21 protein-coding genes are annotated in these 25,084 nt (G+C 70.6%); 13 read left to right on the top strand and 8 right to left on the bottom strand.

The genetic code is table 11. The features are described from left to right. Positions 1 to 81: 81 nt before the first annotated feature. The gene (locus ACFWJ8_RS03475; protein ID WP_378808987.1) at positions 82 to 1,398 is read right to left on the bottom strand and encodes an RNA polymerase sigma factor; all 1,317 of its coding nucleotides are present in this window, start codon (positions 1,396 to 1,398) and stop codon (positions 82 to 84) included. Between the two features lie 69 nt (positions 1,399 to 1,467). Between ACFWJ8_RS03475 and ACFWJ8_RS03470 the strand changes: the two genes are divergently transcribed. Beyond that, positions 1,468 to 1,815, top strand: coding sequence for a tryptophan synthase subunit alpha (locus ACFWJ8_RS03470; protein ID WP_378808984.1), 348 nt, complete (start codon positions 1,468 to 1,470; stop codon positions 1,813 to 1,815). A gap of 7 nt (positions 1,816 to 1,822) precedes the next feature. On the opposite strand, the gene ACFWJ8_RS03465 is transcribed toward ACFWJ8_RS03470, so the two are convergent. From ACFWJ8_RS03465 to ACFWJ8_RS03445, 5 genes are all read right to left on the bottom strand, one after another. Further along, positions 1,823 to 2,239, bottom strand: coding sequence for a YciI family protein (locus ACFWJ8_RS03465; protein WP_378808982.1), 417 nt, complete (start codon positions 2,237 to 2,239; stop codon positions 1,823 to 1,825). 204 nt (positions 2,240 to 2,443) lie between these two features. After that, entirely contained in the window at positions 2,444 to 2,767 is a 324-nt protein-coding gene (trxA, locus tag ACFWJ8_RS03460) for a thioredoxin (RefSeq protein ID WP_345542266.1), read from the bottom strand. A gap of 96 nt (positions 2,768 to 2,863) precedes the next feature. Next, positions 2,864 to 3,856, bottom strand: a complete 993-nt coding sequence (gene trxB, locus ACFWJ8_RS03455) for a thioredoxin-disulfide reductase (protein ID WP_378808978.1) — start codon at positions 3,854 to 3,856, stop codon at positions 2,864 to 2,866. 114 nt (positions 3,857 to 3,970) lie between these two features. After that, positions 3,971 to 5,590 carry a murein biosynthesis integral membrane protein MurJ gene (murJ, locus tag ACFWJ8_RS03450; protein WP_378808975.1) on the bottom strand — a complete coding sequence of 540 codons (1,620 nt, stop codon included), beginning with the start codon at positions 5,588 to 5,590 and terminating at the stop codon, positions 3,971 to 3,973. Continuing rightward, a complete protein-coding gene (locus ACFWJ8_RS03445) occupies positions 5,587 to 7,788 on the bottom strand; it encodes a DUF6049 family protein (RefSeq protein ID WP_378808973.1) in 2,202 nt (733 codons plus the stop codon). The genes murJ and ACFWJ8_RS03445 overlap by 4 nt, the downstream gene beginning before the upstream one ends. Before the next feature lie 200 nt (positions 7,789 to 7,988). Between ACFWJ8_RS03445 and ACFWJ8_RS03440 the strand changes: the two genes are divergently transcribed. The 12 genes from ACFWJ8_RS03440 (at position 7,989) to ACFWJ8_RS03385 (ending at position 23,048) form a co-directional block, all read left to right on the top strand. Further along, positions 7,989 to 9,512 (top strand): methyltransferase, encoded by a 1,524-nt coding sequence (locus tag ACFWJ8_RS03440; RefSeq protein WP_378808972.1) that lies wholly within the window; start codon positions 7,989 to 7,991, stop codon positions 9,510 to 9,512. A gap of 20 nt (positions 9,513 to 9,532) precedes the next feature. Beyond that, a complete protein-coding gene (locus ACFWJ8_RS03435; RefSeq protein WP_378808970.1) occupies positions 9,533 to 10,960 on the top strand; it encodes a CCA tRNA nucleotidyltransferase in 1,428 nt (475 codons plus the stop codon). Further along, positions 10,957 to 11,595, top strand: a complete 639-nt coding sequence (locus tag ACFWJ8_RS03430; RefSeq protein WP_378808967.1) for a TMEM175 family protein — start codon at positions 10,957 to 10,959, stop codon at positions 11,593 to 11,595. The genes ACFWJ8_RS03435 and ACFWJ8_RS03430 overlap by 4 nt, the downstream gene beginning before the upstream one ends. A gap of 141 nt (positions 11,596 to 11,736) precedes the next feature. Then, the gene (locus ACFWJ8_RS03425; RefSeq protein ID WP_378808965.1) at positions 11,737 to 13,380 is read left to right on the top strand and encodes an ABC transporter substrate-binding protein; all 1,644 of its coding nucleotides are present in this window, start codon (positions 11,737 to 11,739) and stop codon (positions 13,378 to 13,380) included. Between the two features lie 96 nt (positions 13,381 to 13,476). Further along, positions 13,477 to 14,571, top strand: a complete 1,095-nt coding sequence (locus ACFWJ8_RS03420; protein ID WP_378808962.1) for an ABC transporter permease — start codon at positions 13,477 to 13,479, stop codon at positions 14,569 to 14,571. A 1-nt stretch (position 14,572) separates the two neighbouring features. Beyond that, the gene (locus tag ACFWJ8_RS03415; protein WP_378808960.1) at positions 14,573 to 15,568 is read left to right on the top strand and encodes an ABC transporter permease; all 996 of its coding nucleotides are present in this window, start codon (positions 14,573 to 14,575) and stop codon (positions 15,566 to 15,568) included. Further along, positions 15,565 to 17,217: an ABC transporter ATP-binding protein gene (locus tag ACFWJ8_RS03410; protein WP_378808957.1), complete on the top strand. Its 1,653-nt coding sequence runs from the start codon at positions 15,565 to 15,567 to the stop codon at positions 17,215 to 17,217. The genes ACFWJ8_RS03415 and ACFWJ8_RS03410 overlap by 4 nt, the downstream gene beginning before the upstream one ends. A 232-nt stretch (positions 17,218 to 17,449) precedes the next feature. After that, positions 17,450 to 18,763 (top strand): hypothetical protein, encoded by a 1,314-nt coding sequence (locus ACFWJ8_RS03405; RefSeq protein WP_378808955.1) that lies wholly within the window; start codon positions 17,450 to 17,452, stop codon positions 18,761 to 18,763. Positions 18,764 to 18,962: 199 nt separating this feature from the next. Continuing rightward, positions 18,963 to 20,333 carry a transcriptional regulator gene (locus ACFWJ8_RS03400; RefSeq protein ID WP_378808952.1) on the top strand — a complete coding sequence of 457 codons (1,371 nt, stop codon included), beginning with the start codon at positions 18,963 to 18,965 and terminating at the stop codon, positions 20,331 to 20,333. 62 nt (positions 20,334 to 20,395) lie between these two features. Next, positions 20,396 to 20,791 carry a VOC family protein gene (locus ACFWJ8_RS03395; protein ID WP_378808950.1) on the top strand — a complete coding sequence of 132 codons (396 nt, stop codon included), beginning with the start codon at positions 20,396 to 20,398 and terminating at the stop codon, positions 20,789 to 20,791. Positions 20,792 to 20,897: 106 nt separating this feature from the next. After that, entirely contained in the window at positions 20,898 to 22,448 is a 1,551-nt protein-coding gene (locus ACFWJ8_RS03390) for an aldehyde dehydrogenase family protein (protein ID WP_378808948.1), read from the top strand. Between the two features lie 207 nt (positions 22,449 to 22,655). Then, complete coding sequence (locus ACFWJ8_RS03385; protein ID WP_378808945.1) at positions 22,656 to 23,048, top strand: DUF779 domain-containing protein; 393 nt, start codon at positions 22,656 to 22,658, stop codon at positions 23,046 to 23,048. A 101-nt stretch (positions 23,049 to 23,149) separates the two neighbouring features. Here the strand turns inward: ACFWJ8_RS03385 and ACFWJ8_RS03380 are convergent, their stop codons facing one another. Both ACFWJ8_RS03380 and ACFWJ8_RS03375 read right to left on the bottom strand, forming a co-directional pair. Beyond that, positions 23,150 to 23,755, bottom strand: a complete 606-nt coding sequence (locus tag ACFWJ8_RS03380; RefSeq protein ID WP_378808942.1) for a DNA-binding response regulator — start codon at positions 23,753 to 23,755, stop codon at positions 23,150 to 23,152. Continuing rightward, the gene (locus ACFWJ8_RS03375; protein WP_378808940.1) at positions 23,752 to 24,915 is read right to left on the bottom strand and encodes a histidine kinase; all 1,164 of its coding nucleotides are present in this window, start codon (positions 24,913 to 24,915) and stop codon (positions 23,752 to 23,754) included. The genes ACFWJ8_RS03380 and ACFWJ8_RS03375 overlap by 4 nt, the downstream gene beginning before the upstream one ends. Positions 24,916 to 25,084 lie beyond the last annotated feature (169 nt).

Here is a 25,084-nt window from a genome sequence, read left to right as displayed (position 1 = left end):
CGGTCGGGGCGTTTCGTCTCGCTCGTTCCTCGCTCAACGACCGGGCCACGCGCGTTCGAGAGAGCCTCACGCCCGAATCGCTCAGCGACCGGGGGTGGGCGGTCCCCCGCCGGATGCGAGCGCTGCGGCCCGCCGCCGCAGCACCTCGGTCTCTGCGGCATTCCCGGGGAGCTCGGCTGCGGCGAGGAACTCGGCCGTGGCGGCATCCACTCGTCCGAGACGTTCGAGAAGCTCGGCGCGCACCGCGATGAGAGGGCGGAATCCGGTGAGTTCCGGCTCGAGCTCCGACACCAGGGTGAGCGCGGCATCGGGGCCGTCGACCATCGAGACCGCGACCGCCCTGTTGAGTCTCACCACGGCAGACGGTGCGAGTGTCACGAGGGCGTCGTACAGACGCAGGATGCGGGGCCAGTCCGTGTCGGCGAATGTCGGCGCGACAGCATGGCACTCGGCGATCGCCGCCTGCAGCCCGTAGTAGCCGAGACCGCGGCCGGCGGCATCCGCTCTCCGCATCGCGGTGGATCCGCGGGTGATCGCGGAACGGTCCCATCGTCGGCGGTCCTGCTGCTCGAGGGTGAGCGGGAGCCCCTCGGTGTCGAGGCGGGCTGCGAAACGCGACGACTGGAACTCCATCAGGGCGATGAGCGATGAGATCTCGGGCTCGCCCGGCATGAGTGTCTCGAGCTGTCGCCCAAGACGAACCGCTTCGCGAGCGACCTCGGGGCGCAGCGGCCTGTCCCCCTCCGCGGACGAGTAGCCCTCGGTGAACAGCAGATAGATGACCTGCAGCACGCTCGCGAGCCGGGCCGGGCGTTCGGTCCGGTCGGGCACCTCGAACGGCACGCCAGCGGCGGCGAGCGACTTCTTGGCGCGCACGATGCGCTGCTGCACGGTCGGCACCGTCATGAGCATCACGCGGGCGATCTGCTCCGAGGTGAGCCCGGCCACCGTGCGGAGGGTGAGGGCGAGGCGCGCCTGCGCGGGCAGCACCGGGTGGCAGGCGACGAACACGAGGCGCAGCACGTCGTCGTCGATGCGGTCGGGATCGGCGTCGATCGGGACGCGATCGGATGCCTCGGCCTGGAGAGCCTCTGTCACGAAGAGCGGTTCGCGCTGGGCCATGCGCTCGCGCCGTCGCCAGCCGTCGATCGCGCGCCGCTTGGCGACCGACATGAGCCAGGCACCCGGGTTGTCCGGGATGCCGCTCTTCGGCCACGCATCGAGGGCCTCGACCAGGGCCTCCTGCGCGAGATCCTCCGCCCAGGCGAAGTCGCCCGTGTGTCGGGTCAGTGCGGCGACGATGCGCGCGGACTGATCGCGCCAAACCGCCTCGACAGCGCGATGCCCTGATGCGCGGGCGCCTGATGCGCGGGGGTCATGCGCGGGCGCCGGCGTCATGCTCTCAGCGTACGGGGGACTCTCCCCCGGGCGGCCCGCGGTGTCGGCGAGGCGACGTACCCTTGACAGGTGGCGAACGACGAGCAGACTCCGAGGAGAAGAGCCAGCCTCGAGCTGCTGCGTGCCGAAGCCGCCGATGAACTCTCGGTGCTGGTCGCCGAGCGGCTGCGCGGCGGCGAGGACCCGTGGGACTTCATGGAGGACCTGCCGTCGGTCGACGAGCTGGTCGTCTTCATGCTGCGGGCCGAGAACATCGCGGAGAACGGCGGGTCGCGTCCGAACGCCAGCCGGCACTACCGCGTGCTGCGCCAGATCGCGCTCGACTATCCGGCGCTGACGAAAGCGGTGTGGCGACTGCTCGGCGACGCCAACACGCACCGCCGCTGGGATGCGACGGTGCGCGTCGACGCGAACTGACCGGGCGTCAGGCGTTGGCGGCACGCCATTCCTGCTCTTTGGCGACCCATTCGTCGTTCTGATCGAAGTCGCTGAGCTCGTTGACGCGACGCACCTCGAGGGCGGTGCCGGGTCCGAGCGGGCACTTTCGCGCCCAGTGCTCGGCCTCTTCGCGTGAGGCGACCTCGATGATCCAGAACCCGGTGAAGACCTCCTTGGCCTCGGAGTACGGTCCGTCGGTCACGACCGGGGGAACCGACGTGTAGTCGACGCGAAATCCCTCGGCGGCGTCCGAGAGGCCCTCGGCACTGAGGAACACCCCCGCCTTCTGCAGCTCCTCGTTGTAGCGGCCCATGGCGGCGTACGCCTCGGACATGTCGGTCGTGGTCGGGTCGAACGCGGCGGCGGCTTCGGCATCGACCTGCATGATGAGCATGTAACGCATGATGTTCCCTTTCGTCGGGGCCGTCCGGCCCGGTCGCGGGTCCCTTCCGGCCCGTCACCTTGTGCGTCGAACAAGCCTCGCCCAGATCGACACTTCCCCGCAGAAATGTTGAAGGATCCTCACATTCCCCGTTCGGAATGCGGTGGGCACAGCGAAAACCCCGCCGGGCGGAGTGCCTGACGGGGTTCTCGCGAGGATCGAGGATCAGCCGATGTAGGCGGCGAGGTCCTGCTCGAGCGCGAACTTCGGCTTGGCGCCGATGATCGTGGTCTTCACCTCACCGCCGTGGAACACCTTCATCGCGGGGATCGAGGTGATCTGGTACTTCATCGCGAGGTCGGGGTTCTCGTCGACGTTGAGCTTCAGGATCGTGATCTTGTCGGGGTGCTCGGACTGGATCTGGTCGAGGACGGGCGAGACCATACGGCACGGCCCGCACCACTCGGCCCAGAAGTCGACGAGCACGGGGCCGTCGGCCTGGAGCACGTCCTGCTCGAACGTGGCGGAGGTCGTCGCCTTGGCGGTCATCTTTCTGTCTCCTTCGGTGGGAAGTCTGTCATTCGCGTCAACAACGCCGGTCAGGGAATCATTCCGGCCGTTGCTGCGCGTACGGTGTGCGTCCGCTCAGCGACCGAGGGTCGCGGCATCCGCCAGTCCGTCGATCTCGGCACCGGCGGGATCGGGGGCGCCCGCCTCGCCGAGAGCGGCGAGGTAGTGCTCGACGTCGAGAGCCGCGACCGTGCCGCTGCCGGCGGCGGTGACCGCCTGCCGGTAGGTCGGGTCGATCACGTCACCGGCGGCGAAGACGCCCGGCACCGACGTGCGCGACGAACGGCCGTCGACCCATACGGTGCCCTCGCGGGTGAGCTGGAGCTTGTCGTGGACGAGGTGGGTGCGCGGGTCGTTGCCGATCGCGACGAACACGCCGTCCAGCGCGAGGTCGCGGCGGGTGCCGTCGACGGTGTCTTCGAGCACGACGCCCGTGACGGCCTCGTCGCCGAGGATGTCGACGACCTCGCTGTTCCAGACGAACTCGATCTTCTCGTTCTTGAAGGCGCGCTCCTGCATGATCTTCGAGGCGCGCAGCTCGTCGCGGCGGTGGATGATGTAGACCTTCGACGCGAACTTGGTGAGGAAGGTCGCCTCCTCCATGGCCGAGTCGCCGCCGCCGACGACCGCGATCACGCGCTCGCGGAAGAAGAAGCCGTCGCACGTCGCGCAGTACGAGACGCCGCGGCCCGACAGTCGGGCCTCGCCCTCGATGCCGATCTTGCGGGGCGCCGAACCGGTCGCGAACACGAGCGAGTCGGCTTCGTGCGTGGTGCCGCTGCCGAGGGTGATCTTCTTGACGGGGCCGTCGATGTCGAGCGACACGACGTCGTCGTAGAGCACCTCGGCGCCGAAGCGCTCGGCCTGCTCCTGCATCTTGGCCATGAGGTCGGGCCCCATGATCGCCTCGGGGAAGCCCGGGAAGTTCTCGACCTCGGTGGTGTTCATCAGCTCGCCGCCGGCCTCGACCGAGCTCGCCACGACGAGCGGGTTCAGGTTGGCGCGGGCCGCGTAGATGGCGGCGGTGTACCCCGCAGGGCCCGAACCGATGATGATGACCTGACGCACGTGCGCACCTTCCTGTCGCCGAGCGCCTTCCGCCACGACGGACGAAAGGGCTCCGGATGCCTCAACACATGGTAACCGCGTGGCATTCCGTCGACCGGTTCGGCGTCGGCGCGCTCAGCGTCCGCCGGGAAGGAATCGGCGCAGCAGGCCTGTCGCGACCGACAGCTCGGGCACGCGGAGCAGCGCGAGCAAGGCGACGTAGACCACCACCGACGCGACGCCGATGATCGCCGATCCGACGGCGCCGAGCAGGGGGCTGGATGCCGTCCAGCCGTCCGCTCCGCCGAGGAGGACGAAGACGCCCCAGCCGGCGGCCGCGGCCGGGATCGCGGCGATCACGAAACGACCGAGCGAGAGCAGCCAGGACGAGGTGCCGAGGCTCCCCAGCCGTCGCTGGAGGAGCCACGTCGCGATGACGACCTGGACGATGCTCGCGAGGGACTGCCCGAGCGCCACGACGGCGGCGAGGTACTCGAGCCCGATGACGCCGGCGTCGACGAGGCCCCACGCGCCATAGGCGGTCGCGACGACGATCGCGCACTGCACGAGCGTGAAGTAGAAGGGCGTGCGGGTGTCGTCGTAGGCGTAGAACGTGCGCTGGATGACGAACAGCACGGCGAGCGGGATCAGTGCGACGAGATACGCCAGCAGCACCCAGGCCGCCTGCACTGCCTCGCTCGCCGAGTTGGTGAAGATGCGCGAGGCGGGCACGGCGGCGGCGGCGAGCACGAAGGTGGAGAACACCACGAACACGCCGAGCGTGCGGATGCTGCGGCCGATGTCGCCGCGCACCTCGTCGTGGCGCCCGGCGTGGGCGTGCTCGCTGAGCTGCGTGAAGTACGGGGTGCCGATGGAGAGGACGATGATCGAGTACGGGAGCATGAACAGCAGCCACGCGTAGCCCATGGCGGCTGCCGCGGGTCCGTCACCCGACGCCTCCGAGACGACACGGCCCTGGAGCAGACCCGCGATCTGGCCCGCGGCGACCATGAGGAACGTCCAGCCCGCGAGCCGGCCGATCTGCCCGAGGCCGACGCCCCGCCAGACGAAGTCGGGGCGCACGTGCAGCCCGGTGCGACGCCAGAAGAAGAACAGGATGACGGCCTGGACCACGATGCCGAGCGTGGCGGTGCCGGCGAGGAGGGCGATCATCTCGGGCGTCCAGTCCACGACCTCGGTGAGCGGGCCGCCGAACAGGACGAGGAACAGGCCGAAGCCCGCGATCGACACGATGTTGTTGACGATCGGCGCCCACGTGAACGGGCCGTAGATGCGGCGTGCGTTGAGGGCTTCGCCGACGAGTGCGTACAGGCCGTAGAACAGGATCTGCGGCAGGCACCAGTAGGCGAACGTGGTGGCGAGGGCGAGCTGATCGGGGGAGTAGCCCGGGGCGTACAGCTGCACGAGCCACGGCGCGAGCAGGGTGGCGAGCACCGTCGTCACCAGCAGCACGACGGTGCCGAGCGTGAACACCTTCGAGATGAAGGCGCGTCCGCCGTCCTCGTGCGATGCCGCCTTCACGATCTGCGGCACCACGACGGCGGTGAGCAGACCGGTCGAGATCAGCGCGTAGATGTTGTTCGGCAGCTGGTTGGCCGTCGCGAACGCGTCACCCGCGGGGCTCATGACCGACCCCACGACTGCGACGAGGACGATCCCGCGCAGGAATCCGGTCAGCCGTGACACGATCGTGCCGGCGCCGATCATGACGCTGGCGCGTCCGATGCCGCTCATCTTTCGATCCCGTCGTCGTCACCGGTGGACGGGGTGGATGCCTCGTCCGCCGTCTCTGCGGCGGCAGAGGCTCCGGCCGCGTCGGTCTCGGGCGTCTCACTGCCCGGAGTGGCGGCATCCACGGGGCGACGCCGGCGTCGCATGCGCAGGACGGTGCGGACCACGCCGACCACGACCAGCCCGCCGATGACGACGGCGAGGGCCGTGATGCCCACGCCCTCCCAATCGGCCCACACGTTGATGTCGACCGTCTCGGGCTCGCCGATGGCGACGAACGCCGGGCTGCGCAGCTGCAGTGTCAGGGTGACCTCGCCGCGGCCGACACGAGCCTGCACGGGCACGTCGACGCGCGTGTTGCTCTGCGGCGTGGCGACGACGGGTGTCTCGCCCTGGACGTCGAGCCGCAGGTTGTCGGGGCTCGTGTACAGCACGAGGTTGACCGGGTACGGCAGGTCGTTGCGCACCCAGAACTGCAGCGGGGCCCGCGAGCCGAACAGGTTGGTCGGCGTCGTCGGCAGCAGCCCGACGGAGTCGAGCGTCGTCCGGGTGGCTTCGCGGTGGTCGGCGAGCACGCTCGGCCATTCGGCATCGCCGACCCACGCGACGCCCAGCACCTGCAGCATCGCGGCGCGCTCGCGTCCGGTGAGCAGTGACGGCTCGTCGAGGATCGTCGCGAAGCGGCCGAGCTCGCTCTCGTCGCCGACGAGGGCGGATGCCGCGGCCGCACGCTCGGGCGAGGCGTCGATGTCGGTGAGCTCGAGGGGCACGGCGTCGCCCGATGCGACCGTCGCCAGCGTGCGCGGTTCGACGCCGGGGGCGGCGGCGGCAGCCGTGATGGCGGTGCCGAGGCCGAGCCGCGAGCGGTCCTCGCCGCGGCCGACGGTGACCAGGAGCGGGCCCGAGGACTCGGCCGTCGCGAACGCGAGGTAGGCCGTTGCGGCGGTGAGCGGCGCGCCACGCAGCCACGTCTCTTCGCGCTGCGACCCCTCGAGCAGGGATTGCGAGACGTCGCTGTCGTAGACGAGCACATCGGCGTCGCCGATGAGGCCGTGTGCTGCGACCGTCCCCCCGGCTGCGCCGGTGCGGGTCGTCGCCGAGGGGATCACCGTGAGCGATGCGGTGTCGTCGGTGTCGAGGCCGCCGAGTGTCTCGACGACCCCGGCGTCGGCCGTGCCGTCGGCCGGCCAGTACATCGCCGCGCGATCGGCGGGGCCGATGTCGAGCAGCTCCTCGGTGGACGGCAGTGCGTCGTCGGGCGTCGGAGTCGCGGTGGGGCTGGGTGTCGGCGTGGGTGTCGGCGTCGGCTCGGGCGACGGCGCGACCGCGGTGAAGTCGTCGGCAGACATCGCGTAGGTGAACGAGGTGGGGCTGAGGGGTCGCCCGAGGCCCGACTGCAGCTGCGCCGTCACGTCTGCGTCGCCGAACTGCAGCGCGAAACGGGAGTTCGGGAGCGCGTCGAGCTGTGCGAGCCACTCCAGCGCGGGCTGGGGCGCAGCTGTGCCGAGCACGCGGATCGCTGCGGGGATCGCGGGGTCGACGGCGAGGATCGCGTCGGTGCCGGTGACCGCGCCGAGCTGGCTGGTCAGCGCACCGTCGGGGGCCGTGAGCTCGGCGAGCTCGTCCGACGTCAGCAGGCCCTCTTCGCGCGGACCGGCCGTGATCGGCACGACGACGCCCACGGTGACGGGTGCGCGGCTGTCGTCCGGGACGACGACGGCGCTCGTGGACGTCACGAGCCCCGCGTCGGAGGTGTACGACGCCACGAGCGGGTAGACGCCCGGAGCCAGCCCCGCCAGCGCGGGGTCGTCGGCGGCGAGGGTGAGCGCGCCCTCCTCGTCCGTGCCGGGGGCGACGGGGTCGAGCGTCTTGGTGGCGATGGGAGCGACGGCGGCCTCGTCGAGATCGCCGCCGAGCCAGTCCCGCAGCGCCGTGCGCGAGGCGAGCGGCGTGCGACCGAGCGACACCGTGATCTCGGTGGCGGGGAGCTCGGCCGCCGTGCCGTTCTGCAGCGAGACCCAGACGGTCAAGGCGTCGCCTGGGCGCACGATGCCGTTCGACACGGGCGACAGGGTGAACACCGTCGTGCCCGGGGCGATCGACGACGTGGGAGTCGGGGTGGGCGCCGGCTCGGTCGCGGCGAACGCGGGAGCAGGCAGCACGACCGCCAGTGCCGCCACGGCGGCGAAGCCGGCGGTCACAAGGCGAGGGGCGCGGCGTGGGGGGCGCCGCAGAGCTCGCGGTCTGGTCACGATCATCCTGTCGGGGGTTCGCTCCTGTGCGATGTCCTGACCGCACGATCGACTGCGATTCTACGGTCAGCGCCTCCGAGCCCGCCGGATGCCGGGCGGGCGGGGGAGGATCCCGGGAAACACGCGGCCGGGCCGGATAACGTGAAGATGTGCTGCCCGAACCGGACCCCGCCCTCTGCCGCTCGCTCGCCGCCGACCTCCGCGACGCCGGCTTCACCGCCGAGGGCGTGCGTGACGCGTGGGGAGCCGCGGCCGACGACGCCATCGCGCGAGGTCTCCGCTCCCCGGCGCTGCGCGCGCTCGGCGCGCGCGACGACGCCCTCGCCGTGCTGTCGAGACTTCTCGTGCTCGGGATGCCGGAGGCCGCGGCATCCACGGATCTCGCTCTCCCCCGCACGAAGGCCGCCGGCCTCGTGACGCTCGGGCTGGCGGCGGTCGAGGACGACCGCGTGCGACCGCTGGCGGTCGTGCGGCCGCAGTCGTACGCCGACGCGACCGGGTCCGGACAGTGGTGGATCGCGAGCGACCTCGACGAGGCGGCGCTGGGCGGTCCGCTGCCCGAGGACCACGTGCTCGGGGTCGGCGGTGCGTCGCTGACGCTGGCCGGGCTGCAGCTGCCGACGCCCGTGGCGCGGGGACTCGATGTGGGGGCGGGATGCGGCATCCAGGCGCTGCGCGCCCGCGCGCAGGTCGACCACGTCGTCGCCACCGACATCTCGGCGAGGGCGCTCGCGTTCACAAGGCTCAACGCGCTGCTGAACGGCGTCGAGGGCATCGAGACGCGGCTCGGCAGCCTGTTCGAGCCCGTCGCCAGCGAGCAGTTCGACCGCGTCGTGTCGAACCCGCCGTTCGTCATCACGCCGCGGGTCGCCGACGTGCCCTCGTACGAGTACCGCGACGGCGGCATGGTGGGCGACGACGTCGTGTCGGCGTTCGTCACCGGTGTGGGCGCGCATCTCACGCCCGGCGGTGTCGCCCAGCTGCTCGGAAACTGGGAGACGCGCGACGGCGTCGACGGGCTCGAGCGCGTGCGCGGCTGGGTCGAAGCGTCGCCCGTGCCGCTGGACGCGTGGGTGGTCGAGCGCGAGAGCCTCGACCCGCTGTCGTACGCCGAGCTGTGGGTGCGCGACGGCGGCACGCTCGCCGGGACAGATGGCTTCACACGCCTCGTCGACGCGTGGCTCGACGACTTCTCGGACCGCCGCGTCACCGAGGTGGGGTTCGGCTACCTGCTCCTGCGGCGTCCCGCGGAGGGCGAGCCGACGCTCGCCCGGTACGAGCGGCTCCACACCGCTCTCGCCGGTGACAGCCTGGGCGCGCACCTGGCCGACGCCCTCGCCGCTCACGATCGGCTGCGGACCCTCGACGACGCCGGGGTGGCGGCATCCACTCTCGTCGTCGCGGGAGACGTCACGGAGGCCCGCCATCACCTGCCGGGAGCCGAGGACCCCACCGTCATCGAGCTGCGACAGGGCGGCGGGTTCGGACGAGCGCTCGGGGTGGACCCGGGACTCGCGGCGCTCGTCGGCGCGTGCGACGGCGACCTCGCGGTCGGGGTGCTGATCGATGCGATCGCCCAGCTGCTCGACGTCGACCCGGCGGCGCTGCGCGCCGACCTGCTCCCCCGCGTGCGCGAGCTGCTGTTCACCGGATTCCTGCGGTTCGCCGACTGACGCTCGATAGGCTGGAGACCATGCTCAACATGGCCGAGGGCGTCGCGCGCCTCGGTGCGCTCGCCGAGTCCCCCGTCGTCGACACGCTCGCCCGCGCCTTCGCGGATGCCGGTTTCGACCTCGCGATCGTGGGAGGTCCCGTGCGCGATGCGCTGCTCGGCCGGCGCACCAACGACCTCGACTTCACGACCGACGCGCGGCCGGACGACATCCTGCGGGTCGTGAAGCCGGTGAGTTCCACGCAATGGGACATCGGGCGCGCGTTCGGCACCATCGGCGCGCGCGTGCGCGGCGAGCAGGTCGAGATCACGACCTACCGCGCCGACAGCTACGACGGCGTCACCCGCAAGCCGACCGTCGAGTTCGGCGACACGCTCGAGGGCGACCTCGTGCGCCGCGACTTCACGGTCAACGCCATGGCGCTGCGTGTGCCGGGCCGCACACTCGTCGACCCGACCGGCGGCGTCGAGGACCTCGTGCACGGCGTGCTGCGCACGCCCGCCGATCCGCAGGTGAGCTTCGGCGACGACCCGCTGCGCATGCTGCGTGCGGCCCGCTTCTCGTCGCAGCTCGGATTCTCGGTCGACCCGGCCACCGAGGCGGCGATGGCGGAGCTGCGCCAGACCCTGTCCATCGTGAGCCCCGAGCGCATCCAGGGCGAGCTCGTGAAGCTCCTGGCGACCGACGATCCGGTGCGCGGTGTCCGGCTGCTCGTCGAGACCGGGCTCATGGCCGAGTTCCTGCCCGAGATCCCCGCGCTCAAGCTCGAGGTCGACGAGCATCACCATCACAAGGACGTGTACGAGCACTCGCTCACCGTGCTGCGGCAGGCGATCGAGCTCGAGCGGACGCGGAACCCGGATGCCGCTCCCGACGTGCCCCTCCGCCTCGCGTCGCTGCTGCACGACATCGGCAAGCCGGCCACACGGCGCCTGGAGCCCGGCGGCGGCGTGACGTTCTACCACCACGACCTCAAGGGCGCCCGCCTCGCGCGCAAGCGCCTGCAGGAGCTGCGCTTCGACTCCGACACGATCGCGACCGTGTCGCGGCTGATCGAGCTGCACCTGCGGTTCTTCGGCTACTCCGAGGGCGCCTGGACCGACTCGGCGGTGCGCCGGTACGTCCGGGATGCCGGCCCCGAGCTCGAACGCCTCCACATCCTCACGCGTGCCGACGTGACCACCCGCAACGTGCGCAAGGCGCGGGGCCTGGCCGCCGCCTACGACGACATCGAGCGGCGCATCGGCGAGCTCGCCGAGCAGGAGGAGCTCGATGCCATCCGGCCCGAGCTCGACGGCAATCGCATCCAGCAGGCCCTGGGCATCCCGCCAGGGCGCGAGGTGGGCGAGGCGTACCGGTTCCTCCTCGACCTGCGACTTGACGAGGGCATCGTCGGCGAGGACGAGGCGGAGCGGCGCCTGCGGGCCTGGTGGGACGAGCGAGTGTGAGCGACGACGTCGACCGCGTCGGCGTGGCAGCGCCCCTGCTGTCGGCCGATCGGCTGAAGGCGTTCACCGACGCCGTCGTCGCCATCGCGATGACGCTGCTGATCCTCCCCCTGATGGAGAGCGTGACCGAGCTCGGCCGCGAGGGCGTGAACGCCGCCGAATGGCTGGACGACGAGTCGACGCAGCTGCTCACCTTCGCCCTGAGCTTCGTGCTGATCGCCAACTTCTGGGTGAGCCAGACGAACGGGCTCGTCTGGCTCACCGTCGCCTGGATGTTCACGATCGTGTGGCTGCCGGTCGCCACGGCGATCGTCGGGCAGATGGAGACGGATGCCACCCAGAAGGTGCTCTACATCGGCTCGCTGCTGGCCACGAGCCTGATGCTCATGGTCACGCGACTGACGGTGATGCGGCATCCCGAGCTCCACCGGATCGAGCCGATCCGCCTGCGTCACGGGCTTGCGGCCGACGTGATCATGGCCGCGCTCTTCGCGCTGGCGCTCGCGGCGTCGCTGCTGATCCCCGCGCTCGGGTACTACGTCATGTTCCTCCTGCTGCTGACGTGGCCGCTGCATCGCCTCGCGACGAATGTCATCGACCGCCGCGCCGCGGCCCGCAGCGGGGGTGCAGCCTGACACCCGGTGTCAAGTCAGGCGGGTTTCAGTTCGGTTACGAATCGTTCACTCGATTGCCGTGACGCCGGGAGCGGGTGAAGATAGCCCGAACGAGTCGTGTCATCGGAGACGCGGCAACCCGACACAGCAGAGGTAGCACTCATGTCACTGCACCACAGCGCGCGCGGCCGGATCGGTCTCGCCATCGGAGCATTCGGGGCATCGGCCCTGCTCCTCGCCGGCTGCGCCGGCGGAGGGGGCGGCAACGGAGGCGACTCGGGCGACTCCGGCGACGCCTCGATCATCGTGGGCACGACGGACAAGGTCACCACGCTCGACCCCGCCGGCTCGTACGACAACGGCTCGCTGACGGTGCAGACGCAGGTCTTCCCGTACCTCGTGAACACCGACTACAACAGCACCGAGGTCGTGCCCGACCTCGCCGAGTCGGCCGAGTTCACCTCACCGACCGAGTACACCGTGAAGCTGCCGGCCGGGCTCAAGTGGGCCAACGGAAACGACCTGACCTCGGCCGACGTCAAGTTCTCGTTCGACCGAAACATCGCGATCAACGACCCGAACGGCGCCTCCAGCCTGCTCTACAACCTCGACAGCGTCGAGACCCCCGACGACACCACGGTCGTCTTCCACCTGAAGACCGCGAACGACCAGATCTTCCCGTACATCCTGACGAGCTTCCCCGGCGCGATCGTCGACGACGAGGTGTTCTCGGCGGATGCCGTCACGCCCGACACCGACATCGTGAAGGCCGACGCCTTCGGCGGTCCGTACAAGATCACTTCCTACGACTTCAACAAGACGGTGGAGTTCGAGCCCAACGAGAACTACAAGGGCCTGCTCGACAAGCCCGCGAACTCGGCCGTCGTCCTGCAGTACTTCGCCGAGTCGTCGAACCTGAAGCTCGCCATCCAGCAGGGTGACATCGACGTCGCGTACCGCACGCTGTCCCCCACCGACACGGCGGACCTCAAGAAGAACGACGATGTCGCGGTCACCGAAGGACCCGGCGGCTCGATCCGCTACATCGTGTTCAACTTCGACACGATGCCGTACGGCGCGACCACGCCCGAGGCCGACGCGGCGAAGGCACTCGCGGTCCGTCAGGCCGCCGCCGACCTCGTCGACCGACAGGCGATCGCCACGCAGGTCTACAAGGACACCTACCAGCCGCTGTACTCCTTCGTCGCCAAGGGCTTCAACGGCGCCACCGAGGTGCTGAAGGACCTCTACGGCGACGGCAACGGCGGACCCGACGCCCAGAAGGCCAAGGCGACGCTCGAGGCCGCCGGCGTCACGATCCCGGTGAAGCTCAGCCTGCAGTACAACTCGGACGACCACTACGGCCCGTCGTCGGGTGACGAGTACGCGATGGTCAAGCAGCAGCTCGAGGCCGACGGCCTGTTCGAGGTCGACCTGCAGTCCACCGAGTGGGTGCAGTACTCGAAGGACCGCACGGCGGACGTGTACCCGGCCTACCAGCTCGGCTGGTACCCGGACTACAGCGACCCCGACAGCTACCTCACCCCGTTCTTCCTGACGAAGAACTTCCTGGGCAACCACTTCAGCGACGCCCAGACCGAGGAGCTCATCCTGAAGCAGGCGACCGAGACCGACCCTGCCGCCCGCACGCAGGAGATCGAGGACATCCAGGCCCGCGTCGGCGAGCTGCTCTCGACCCTGCCGCTGCTGCAGGGCAACGAGACGGCCTACGCGACGAAGGACATGAGCGGGGTCACTCTCGACGCCTCGTTCAAGTTCCGTTTCGCGCCGCTCGAGAAGAAGTAGCACCGTGAGCGTGGGGCGGCCCCAGCCAGGGCCGCCCCACGTCCGCGTCCGCCCGCGTTCACCCGAGAACCGGACACGAAAGCAGGACCTGAGTCAATGACGACAACCGATGTCGCCGTCGTCCCCGTGGACGAGCCGCCGCCCCTGCTGCACCGCCGCAAAGGCCGCGGTGGCGGCACACTGTGGCGCTATCTGCTGATCAGGTTCATCCTGATCTTCCCCACGATCCTCATCCTCGTGACGCTCGTGTTCTTCCTGATGCGGTTGACAGGCGACCCGATCACCGCCGCGCTGGGCGGCCGGCTGCCGCCCGATCAGCTGCAGGAGCGCATCCACCAGGCCGGGTACGACCGGCCGATCCTCGTGCAGTACTTCGAGTACCTCGGCCAGATCTTCACGGGCAACTTCGGCACCACGCTCTCCGACAACCAGCCCGTCTCTGAGGTGCTGCTCACGTACGGCGCCGCGACCCTCGAGCTCGCGGTCTACGCCCTGCTCATCGCCTTCGCGGTCGGAATCCCGCTCGGGATGCTGGCGGCCGCGCGTCGCGACCGCCCGACCGACGCGACACTGCGGGTGTCGGCGATCCTCTTCTACGCGACGCCCGTGTTCTTCTCGGGTCTGGTCGCCAAGCTGATCTTCTCGGTGTGGCTGGACTGGCTGCCCGCCAGCGGGCGCGCCAACGTGCGCACCGAGATCGCGCTGAACCGCGAGGGCGGCACCGGGATCTACCTGATCGACGCGATCGCGTCAGGCAACCCCGCCTACGTGCAGGACGTGCTGATCCACGCCATCCTGCCCGCGGCGTGCCTGGGTCTGCTCACCGCCGGCATCTTCCTGCGTCTCGTGCGCACCAACGTCATCGGCACGTTCAACATGCCGTATATCGACGCGGCCCGTTCCCGCGGCGTCGGCGAGGGGCGTCTGGTGCGCACCCACGCCTACCGGCCCGCGCTCATCCCGATCATCACGGTGATCGGTCTGCAGATCGCCCTGCTGCTCGGCGGCGCGGTGCTGACCGAGACGACGTTCGAGTGGAAGGGCCTCGGCTTCCAGCTGACGCAGTATCTGCTGGCACGCGACTTCGTCGCCGTGCAGGGCATCGTGGTGCTGCTGGCGATCATCGTCGCGTTCACGAACTTCATCGTCGACGTCATCGCGGCCTTCGTCGACCCGCGGGTGAGGTACTGACATGGCGCGCCTTCGTCTGATCGACCGCCTGCCGGTCATCCACCAGTTCCGCCAGAGCGTCGGCCTGCAGCGCGGGATGCTCGTGGCGGGCCTCCTGCTCACCGCCTTCTTCCTCGTCATGGCGATCTTCGCACCGTGGATCGCGCCGTACAGCTACAACCAGCTGAGCGTGGACGGGCAGAACTTCGGGTCGCAGCAGCCACCCAGTGCCGAACACTGGCTCGGTACGACGGTCGGCGGGTACGACGTGCTCTCGCGCACGATCTGGGGGGCGCAGACCGCGCTGCTCGTGATCATCGTCGCCGTCGTGCTGTCGATCTTCGCCGGCATCCTGCTGGGCCTCGTGTCGGGCTATTTCGGCGGCTGGGCCGACCGCACGCTCGTCGTGGTCGCCGACGCGATCTATGCGTTCCCGACGCTGCTGCTCGCGATCGTCGCCTCGATCGCGATCAGCGGCGGACAGTCGGGCCTGTGGGGCAGCATCCTGTCGGCGTCCATCGCGATCACCGTCGTGTTCATCCCGCAGTACTTCCGCGTCGTGCGTGCCGAGACGGTGCGCGTGAAGTCCGAGGCGTTCGTCGAGTCGGCCAAGGTGACGGGCGCCTCGACGTGGCGCATCATGTTCCGCCACGTGTTCCGCAACGCCACGCGTACGCTGCCGCTCATCTTCACGCTCAACGCCTCCGAGGCGATCCTGACCCTCGCCGCCCTCGGCTTCCTCGGGTTCGGCATCGAGCCGACGGCCGCCGCCGACTGGGGATACGACCTCAACAAGTCGCTCAGCGACGTCACGAGCGGCATCTGGTGGACCTCGATCCCGCCCGGCGTTGCGATCGTGCTGGTCGTGCTCGGCATCACGTTGATCGGCGAGAGCCTCAACGACCTCGCCGACCCGCGGCTGCGCGCCCGTCGCCGCACGACGAAGAAGGCGACGCCCGCCGACGCGGTCGCCGCGCAGCAGCCGGTGACCCGAGAGTTCATGGGAGAGGTCGAATGACCGCGCACACGGCCAGCGAGACGCCGGTCTCGATCCGCGACCTCGGGATCACGTTCTCGACCGACGGCGGCGACGTCGAAGCCGTCCGCGGCGTCGACCTGGATGTCCGTCGAGGCGAGGTGCTCGCGATCGTCGGCGAGTCCGGCAGCGGCAAGACCGTGACCGCCCGATCGATCCTCGGCCTCCTGCCCGAGACGGCGACGATGCACGGCACGGTGCTGCTGGACGGCGAGGACGTCGTCGGCATCCGCCCCGACGACCTGCGGGAGCTTCGCGGCGCCAAGGCGGCCATGATCTTCCAGGAGCCGTCCACGGCCCTCAACCCCGTGTTCACGGTGGGCTGGCAGCTCGTCGAGGGTCTGCGCGCCCACGAGCGCATCGGCAAGAAGGAGGCGATGGCGCGGGCCGTCGACATGCTGCGGCGTGTCGGCATCCCGGAGCCCGAACGGCGCGTCAACGACTACCCGCACCAGTTCTCCGGCGGACAGAAGCAGCGCATCGTCATCGCGATGGCGCTGGCGCTGCAGCCGTCGGTGATCCTCGCCGACGAGCCGACGACGGCGCTCGACGTGACCGTGCAGGCCGAGATCCTCGACCTGCTGCGCACGTTGCGCGATGAGACCGGCACCGCGATCGTGCTGATCACGCACAACATGGGCGTCGTCGCAGATCTCGCGGACCGCGTGGCGGTCATGTACAACGGCGAGATCGTCGAGACCGCGCCCGTGCAGGAGCTGTTCGCCGCGCCGCAGCACGAGTACACGAAGCGGCTGCTCGCGGCCGTGCCGCGCGTCGAGATCACCGACCGCGGACTTCCGGCGGTGGGCGAGGGCGAGCCTGCGGTGGCGGCATCCGATCTCGTCATCGAGTACCCCGGGCGGCTCGGGCGTCCGACGTTCCGCGCGGTCGACCGCGTGAGCTTCTCGATCGCGCCCGGCGAGGTGCTGGGTCTGGTCGGCGAGAGCGGTTCGGGCAAGACGACGATCGGTCGTGCCATCGCGGGGCTCACCCCGGTCGCCGACGGCTCTCTCCGCGTGCTCGGCACCGAGATGAGGGGGGTGCGCGAGCGCGAGTTCCGCCCCCGGCGCAGCGAGATGGGCTTCGTCTTCCAGGACCCCGCGACGAGCTTCAACCCGCTCCTGACGATCGCCGAGTGCGTCGCCGAACCGCTCGTGGTGCACGGCAGGGCCTCGAGCCCGGCGGATGCCCGCGGTCGGGTCGACGAGCTGCTGGAGGCCGTGCAGCTGCCCGGCGACTACGGCGACCGGTTCCCGCACGAGCTGTCCGGCGGCCAGCGTCAGCGCGCGTCGCTGGCCCGGGCGCTCGCACTCGACCCGAAGCTCCTCATCGCCGACGAGCCGACGAGCGCCCTGGACGTGTCGGTGCAGGCACGCGTTCTCGAGCTCTTCCGCGAGCTGCAGGAGCGCTTCGGCTTCGCGACGCTGTTCATCACGCACGACCTCGCCGTCGTCGACATGCTCGCGCACCGCGTCGTGGTGCTGCACAAGGGCGTGATCGCCGAGGAGGGGCCGACCGCCCACGTGCTCGGCGACCCGCAGGACGACTACACCAAGCGCCTCATCGCGTCGCTGCCCGTGCCAGACCCCGCCGAGCAGGCCGCCCGCCGCGAGGCGTGGCGCGAGAGCTGACAGGACGCCTCTCGGTTCTGGGGCGCATCGCGTCCCTTGGGGCGCGCGTGCGCCCCAAGGGACGGCGTGCGCCCCGAACCGTCGGGAGGGATGGGATGCCGGCGGCGGAGCCTGACCGGGGCGACATAGGGCATTTGCCCGATGCGGGTGCGACGAGCCGACCGTAGCGTCGACGCCATCCGGCGCGCCGCGGAGTGCGGCCGATGCCGCCCATACCGGTCGGGAGATTGTCATGCGCACCCTGAAGTACTTCGTCGCCCTCGTCGTCGCCGCGGCCCTGGCTCTGGTGGTCGCGCCGCCGGCCCAGGCCGTCGGTCCGGGAGACGGCGGCACCATCTGTCCCAACGGGGTGATCGTGTACAACATGCCGTGTCCGGTCATCCCGACTCCCCGCATCACGGTGGCGGCGACGACGGAGCCGAACGCCGCCGGCTGGTACAGCGGCCCGGTGACGATCCGCTTCACCTGCCTCGGCGGCCTCGACTCGGACGGCGATCTCGTGTCCACGATCCCCGACGGCGCGTGCCCTCCGGATCAGGTCCTCACCGAGTCCGGCCCTTCGACGGCGATGCGGGTGCTGGATTCGAACGGCGTCGCGGGCGTCAGCAACACCGTCTCCGTCCTGATCGACTCCGCTCCACCGACGGTCACGGCTGCCGCGACCACCGAGCCGAACGCCGCCGGCTGGTACCGATCGCCGGTGACGATCGGCTTCACGTGCGACGACGGCGGAGGTTCCGGCATCGTGAGCGGGACCTGCCCCATCAACAGTGTTCTTCTCAGTTCGATGACATCGCGTGCGATGACGGTGCAGGATGTCGCCGGCAACATCAGCGCGCCGAGCAACCAGATCAGTGTTCGCTTGGACTGGACCGCGCCGACGATCACGGCGTCGGTGTCTGAGACGCCGAACGCCGGCGGCTGGTACCGCACGGCGCCGGTCGTATCCTTCGACTGCCGGGAGGACACGCCGCCGAGCGTCGTCGACGGCGAGTCCGGAGTCGCAGCATGCGCCGAGCCGGTCACACTCGGCGAGGGTGCCGCGCAGACCGTCACCGGAACGGCGGTCGATGCCGCCGACAACACCGCGCAGGCCGTGGTCACCGGGCTCGACGTCGACCTGACGCCGCCCTCCGTCGCCTGGTCGGGAGGGCCGCTGGAGGGTGAGACCTACGCGCAGGGCGGCGTCCCCGCCGCGCCGACCTGCAGCGCGACCGACGCGCTGTCGGGCGCCGGGACGTGCTCCGTCTCGGGGTACGCGACGACGCAGGGCACCCATACCCTCACCGCCACCGCGACCGACCTCGCGGGCAACACCGCTGTCGAGAGCCGCACGTACGTCGTCCTCGCCGGGACGACCGGCTCGCTCCTGCCGTTGAAGGTGTCGGTGCGTGAGATCGCGTGCAGCGACCCGTCGGCCACACGGGCGCTCCGCGTCGCCTGGAAGGTGCCGTCGGCCTTCGCCGGCCGCTATCGCGTCACGGTGACGCTGGCCAGCGGCTGGTCGACCTCGACGGTGTTCCGCCTCGACGCGCGCGCCGCATAGGTCCTTCCCGCTGACGCAGAGTCCCCGGTCCCGGCCTTGGGTCGCCGAGACCGGGGATTCCGGCCGACAACAGGCGCGTCGCCGTCGGGCTCGGCCGAGGTCCTCGTCTCGACGTGTCGGCGCAATCGTCGCGCCCCGGGTGCCGGATGAGGGATGCCGGCGGCCGAGGCCGCCCCTACACTGGACGCACGCTCCACCGATGCCGATCGGAGCCGCCGTGCCATCAGCCTGGTCAGACCGCCGTGACGTGTCGCCCGAGACCTCACGTCTGCTGATCGAGCGCGCCCACGAGGAGCTCGTCGCGGGCAACGCGGGCGACCAGCGGCTGGATGATGTGCGGTCGCTGGTGCGGGACTCGTGGCGGCGCTCGCTCGACAGCCTGGTCGGAGCCGAGGCCCTGCCGCCCCTCGACCTCACCGCCGAGGAGCTCGAGGCGTACCGGCGGGCGCATCCGCTCGCCGCCGTGATCGACATGGTGCGCGGCCTGCTGCTGCCCGGCGACGCGTCCGAGTCCGGTGTGGCGGTCGCCGTGGGCGATGCGGCTGGGCGCCTGCTGTGGGTCGAAGGCGACCGCAACGTACGACGGCTGACGGGCGACATGGGCTTCGTCGAGGGGGCGAACTGGTCCGAGGGCGCCGTGGGCACCGCGGCCCCCGGCACGGCGATCGCCCTCGATCACTCGGTGCAGATCCGCGGCGCGGAGCACTTCAACCGGCTCGTGCAGCCCTGGTCGTGCACCGCGGCACCCGTGCACGACCCCGAGACGCGCCGCATCCTCGGCGTCATCGACGTGACGGGCGGCATGGAGGCCGTCACCCCGCAGGCTCAGCTGCTCGTGGATGCCACGGCCCGCGCCATCGAGGGAGAGCTCCTGGTCGCGCGGCTGAAGGAACGGGCCCTTCGACACGCTCAGGGACCGGGGCGCTCCGCGCGCCGGCCGGCCTCCCGCAGGCCGGAGCCGATGCGCGCCACCCTGCGCGTGCTCGGGCGCGACCGTGCACTGCTGGAGATCGCGGGCGACGGCACCGAGACCGTGTCGGAGCTGGGGCCGCGCCATGCCGAGCTGCTGCTCATGCTCGCGGTGCACCGGCAGGGGCTCTCGGCCGAGCGGCTCGGCGACCTGGTCTACGGGGAGGACGGGGACGGGGCATCCGTCACCCTCCGGGCCGAGATGGTGCGCCTTCGTCGCGCGCTCACGGCGGCGGCTCCCGCCCTCGTGCCCGAGTCGCGGCCCTACCGGCTGGGCGTCGAGCTGGAGACCGACGCCCACCAGGTGCTGTCGCTCCTCGACCGTGGTGCCCACCGGGTGGCGCTGGCCGCCTACCGCGGCGAGGTGCTGCCAGATTCGGTGGCCCCCGGGGTCGAGGAGTTCCGCGACACCGTGCGGACGGCGCTGCGCGAGGCGCTCATGGCCGAGGCATCCGTCGACGTCCTGCTGGCGTTCGCCGACAGTGCTGCCGGCGCCGATGACATCGAGCTGCTGCGCCTGTGCCTGTCGATGCTGCCCGCGCGGTCGCCGCGGCGGGCGGGCCTGGTGGCGAGGATCGAAAGGCTCGAGGGCGACGCGTGATTGCGGACCTGATCTGTCCGCAATGCTCGCCATGATGGGTTCACACAAGGAGAGGAACCCTCATGCTCAACGGATTCGCCACCCAGAACGTCTACTCCGCCGACCTCGACGCCGCGGCATCCTGGTACTCCGACGTGCTCGGCATCGAGCCCTACTTCCGCCGCCCGGGTTATGTGGAGTTCCGTGTCGGCCCGTACGAGCACGAGTTCGGCATCATCGACGCGGCCTACCGGCCCGACGCCCCGGCCGCTCCGGGCGGCCCGATCCTGTACTGGCAGGTCGACGACGTCGCCGCCGTCAACGCCTCGCTTCTGGAGCGCGGGGCATCCGAGTTCCAGCCGGTCACCGTGCGCGGGGAGGGCTTCGTGACGGCATCCGTCGTCGATCCGTTCGGCAACCTCCTCGGCGTCATGGAGAACGTCCACTTCGCCGGCGTCCGCGAGCGGCTCGGGGCCTGACGCACTGCGCGCAGCCGGGCAGGCCGCGCAACGTGATGCAACGTTGCGCGGCCTACCTTCTTCGCAGGTGACGACGACCGTCGCCGAAGCGTCGAAGGAGACCAGCATGACCATCGTCGAAGAGGGCGTCTCGAGCGTCTACGCCGCCCCCGGGCAACGCGGCTCGATCGCCGACTACCGCCCCCGCTACGGCCACTACATCGGCGGCGAGTTCGTCGAGCCCATCAAGGGCCAGTACTTCGAGAACATCTCGCCCGTCACCGGCAAGCCGTTCACCGAGGTCGGCCGCGGCACCGTCGAGGACGTCGACCGCGCCGTGGACGTCGCCTGGAAGGCGTTCGAGTCGTGGAAGCGCACGACGCCCGCCGACCGCGCGAACATCCTCAACAAGATCGCCGACCGCATCGAGCAGAACCTCGAGCGCATCGCCGTCGCCGAGACGTGGGAGAACGGCAAGCCGGTCCGCGAGACCCTGGCCGCCGACATCCCGCTCGCCGTCGACCACTTCCGCTACTTCGCGGGGGTGCTGCGCGCCCAGGAGGGCTCGCTCAGCCAGATCGACGAGGACACCGTCGCCTACCACTTCCACGAGCCGCTGGGGGTGGTCGGCCAGATCATCCCGTGGAACTTCCCGATCCTCATGGCCACGTGGAAGCTCGCCCCCGCGCTCGCGGCCGGCAACTGCGTCGTGCTCAAGCCCGCCGAGCAGACGCCGGCGTCGATCCTGTTCCTGTTCGACATCATCGGCGACCTGCTGCCGGCCGGCGTCGTGAACATCGTCAACGGCTTCGGCATCGAGGCGGGCGCACCGCTCGCGCAGCACAAGCGCATCCGCAAGGTCGCGTTCACCGGCGAGACCACGACCGGCCGACTCATCATGCAGTACGCGTCGCAGAACCTCATCCCGGTGACGCTCGAACTCGGCGGCAAGAGTGCCAACGTGTTCTTCGAGGATGTCGCGCGCTCCACCGACGACGCCTACTACGACAAGGCGCTCGAGGGCTTCACCTTCTTCGCGCTCAACCAGGGCGAGGTGTGCACGTGCCCGTCGCGTGCGCTCATCCAGCGGTCGATCTACGACCGGTTCCTCGGCGACGGGCTCGACCGCGTCGCGAAGATCGTGCAGGGCAACCCGCTCGACCCGGCGACGATGATCGGTGCGCAGGCCTCGAACGACCAGCTCGAGAAGATCCTGTCGTACATCGAGATCGGCAAGGCCGGCGGCGCGAAGCTGCTCGCCGGCGGTGAGCGCGTCGACCTCGGCGGCGACCTGTCGGGCGGCTACTACGTCGCGCCGACGGTGTTCGAGGGCACGAACGACATGCGCATCTTCCAGGAGGAGATCTTCGGGCCCGTCGTCTCGGTGACGTCGTTCGACGACTTCGACGACGCCGTCAAGATCGCGAACGACACGCTCTACGGCCTCGGCGCCGGCGTCTGGAGCCGCTCGGGCGACACCGCCTACCGCGCCGGCCGCTCGATCGAGGCGGGCCGCGTCTGGACGAACACCTACCACCAGTACCCCGCGCACGCGGCGTTCGGCGGATACAAGCAGTCGGGCATCGGCCGCGAGAACCACCTCAAGATGCTCGACCACTACCAGCAGACGAAGAACCTGCTGGTCTCGTACGCCGAAGGCAGCATGGGCTTCTTCTGAGCCCCCCGGCCGGTCCACCGGGGGGCTGGACCGGCATCCCGGGCCCGGGCGGAGCGCGCCCCAGACGCTCCGCCCGGGCCGCCCTACGTCGCCCGTGCGACCGGGGCGTTTCGTCTCGCTCGTTCCTCGCTCGCTCAACGACCGCGTGCCGAGGGGCGCCGGACCGTGGCCACCGGCACAGGACCGGCAGTCAGAACGGAGATCCCGATGGCCGAGACCCGCACCTACTCGCGTGTGGCGATGACGGATGCCGCGGCATCCCTTCTCCGTCAGCTCACGGCTCAGCACGGAAAGCTGATGTTCCACCAGTCGGGCGGCTGCTGCGACGGCAGCGCCCCGATGTGCTTCCCGGTGGGGATGTTCGTCACCGGGCCGTCGGACGTCCGGCTCGGCGAGCTGGAGGTGGGGCTCGACGATCCGATCGAGGTGTTCATCTCGGAGGCGCAGTTCGAGTACTGGAAGTACACACACCTCACGATCGACGTCGTGCCCGGCAGAGGCGCCGGGTTCAGCGTCGAGGGACCGACCGGCAACAGGTTCATCATCCGCTCGCGCATGCTCGACGACGCCGAGCTCGACCACTTCGGGCTGCGCGGCTAGCGCGCGTCAAACCGCGGGGCCGCATCGAGGTCTGCGGGAGCGCGCAGCGGGCGACGACGCGATCGAGCCCGGCGCTGTGCCGCCGGCCCGGTCGGACCGGCTCAGAGCCAGCCGTTCTCGTCCGCGATCCGGGCGGCGTCGGCGCGGTTGCGGCCCTCGGTCTTGCCGATGGCGCTCGACAGGTGGTTGCGCACGGTGCCCTCCGACAGGTGCAGCATGCGCGCGATGTCGGCGATCGAGCCGCCGGTGCGGGCGGCGGCGAGCACGTCGGTCTCGCGCTCGGTGAGGGGCGAGGCGCCCTGAGCGAGCGAGTCCGCGGCCAGCGCCGGATCGACGACCCGCAGGCCCTGCGCGACGCGTCGCACGGCGTCGGCGAGCTGGGCCGCCGGCGTGTCCTTGACGACGAAGCCCGATGCCCCCGAGCGCATCGCCCGGGCGAGGTACCCGGGTCGTCCGAAGGTCGTGACGATGAGCACGCGGCACGAGGGCAACGACGAGCGCAGCTCGGCGGCCGCCGCGATCCCGTCCATGCCGGGCATCTCGATGTCGAGGAGCGCGACGTCGGCCTGCGCCGCGACCGCAGCGGCCACGACCTCGTCGCCGCGCCCGACCTCCGCGACGACCTCGATGTCGGGCTCCAGCCCGAGCAGCGCCGACAGGGCGCCGCGCACGAGCGCCTGGTCGTCGGCGATGAGCAGCCGGATCACAGTGTCACCTCCAGGCGGAAACCGCCGAGCTCGCTGCGGCCGACCGACATGCGCCCGCCGGCGGCATCCACCCGCTCCCGAAGCCCGGCAAGACCGGTTCCGCTCCCCGCCGAAGCAGGGCCGACCCCGTCGTCCTCGACGGCGACCCGACCGGGCTCGAGGCGGATTCGGCAGCGGGTGGCGTGAGCGTGACGCACGACGTTCGTGACGCCTTCGCGGACGACCCAGCCGGCCAGCTCCCGGTGCTCCGGCGGCACGGCGTCGGTCGTCGCCGGCGCGTCGAGCGCGATGTCGACGGCGGCGAGGGCGACACGGGCTGCCGCGAGCTCACCGCTCACGCTCACGCCGCGGAAGCCCGCCACGGTGGCCCGCACGTCGGCGAGGGCGCCGCGCGAGAGCGCCTCGACCTCGGCGAGCTCCGCCTTGGCGCGCTCGGGGTCGGCGTCGACGAGCCGGCGCGCCAGCTCGGTCTTCACCGTGATCACGGTGAGCGAGTGGCCGAGGATGTCGTGGATGTCGCGCGCGACGCGCCCGCGCTCGCGCTCCGCCGCGAGGCGCTCGACCTCGCGCTGCGCCATGCGCATGCGGTTCAGCGAATCCAGCGATCGCATGAACGCGGCCATCATGAGCGAGATCGACGCGATGATGGCCGGGACCCACAGCACATCGGCGTTCCAGCCCGAGTCGATGACGTTGAACACGAGGGCGAGCAGCGCCAGCGAGAAGATCGACGTCCACGTCACCCGCCACGGCAGCACCGCGGTGGCGATGATCACGCCGACGTACGTCCACAGGCCGCACAGGCCGAGGCCGAGCCACGGCCACAGCGCGAACGAGAGGGCGAACACGACGAGGACCGGGATCGCACGGCGGCGTCTGGGGAGGATCCAGTTGACCGGCGTCGCGACGAGGAAGGCGACGGCGTAGACCGCCAGCACCACGAGGCCGAGCACGGCGGAGACGGTGGACCCGGCCGTGTGCACGATCTCGGTGCCCGAGCTGATCATCCAGGTCAGCGAGATCCCGCCGCCGACGTACCAGCGCAGCGCCGGCGACGACCACAGCACCGACGGCATCGAGTAGCCGCCGGCGGGCGGCTTGCCGCCCGGGCGCATCACCCACAGCGGCCCCCACGCCTGCCTCTCGGTCCCCTCGCTCACAGCCTCACCTCGCCTCTCACCCTAGGGGTGCGTGAAGAGGTGGATTGCGGGGGGCGGGGGCCCCGCCCATCACACACAAATACACACACAACCCTAGAGAGGAGCCGGGTATATAAAAAACATGCCGGGAGGTAAATTAAGAGCCCAAACAATTGGGGTTTTTTTGGCC

The sequence above is a fragment of the Microbacterium sp. NPDC058389 genome, assembly GCF_042722305.1.
Classification (GTDB): domain Bacteria; phylum Actinomycetota; class Actinomycetes; order Actinomycetales; family Microbacteriaceae; genus Microbacterium.
This window is presented reverse-complemented; position numbering and strand designations above follow the sequence as displayed.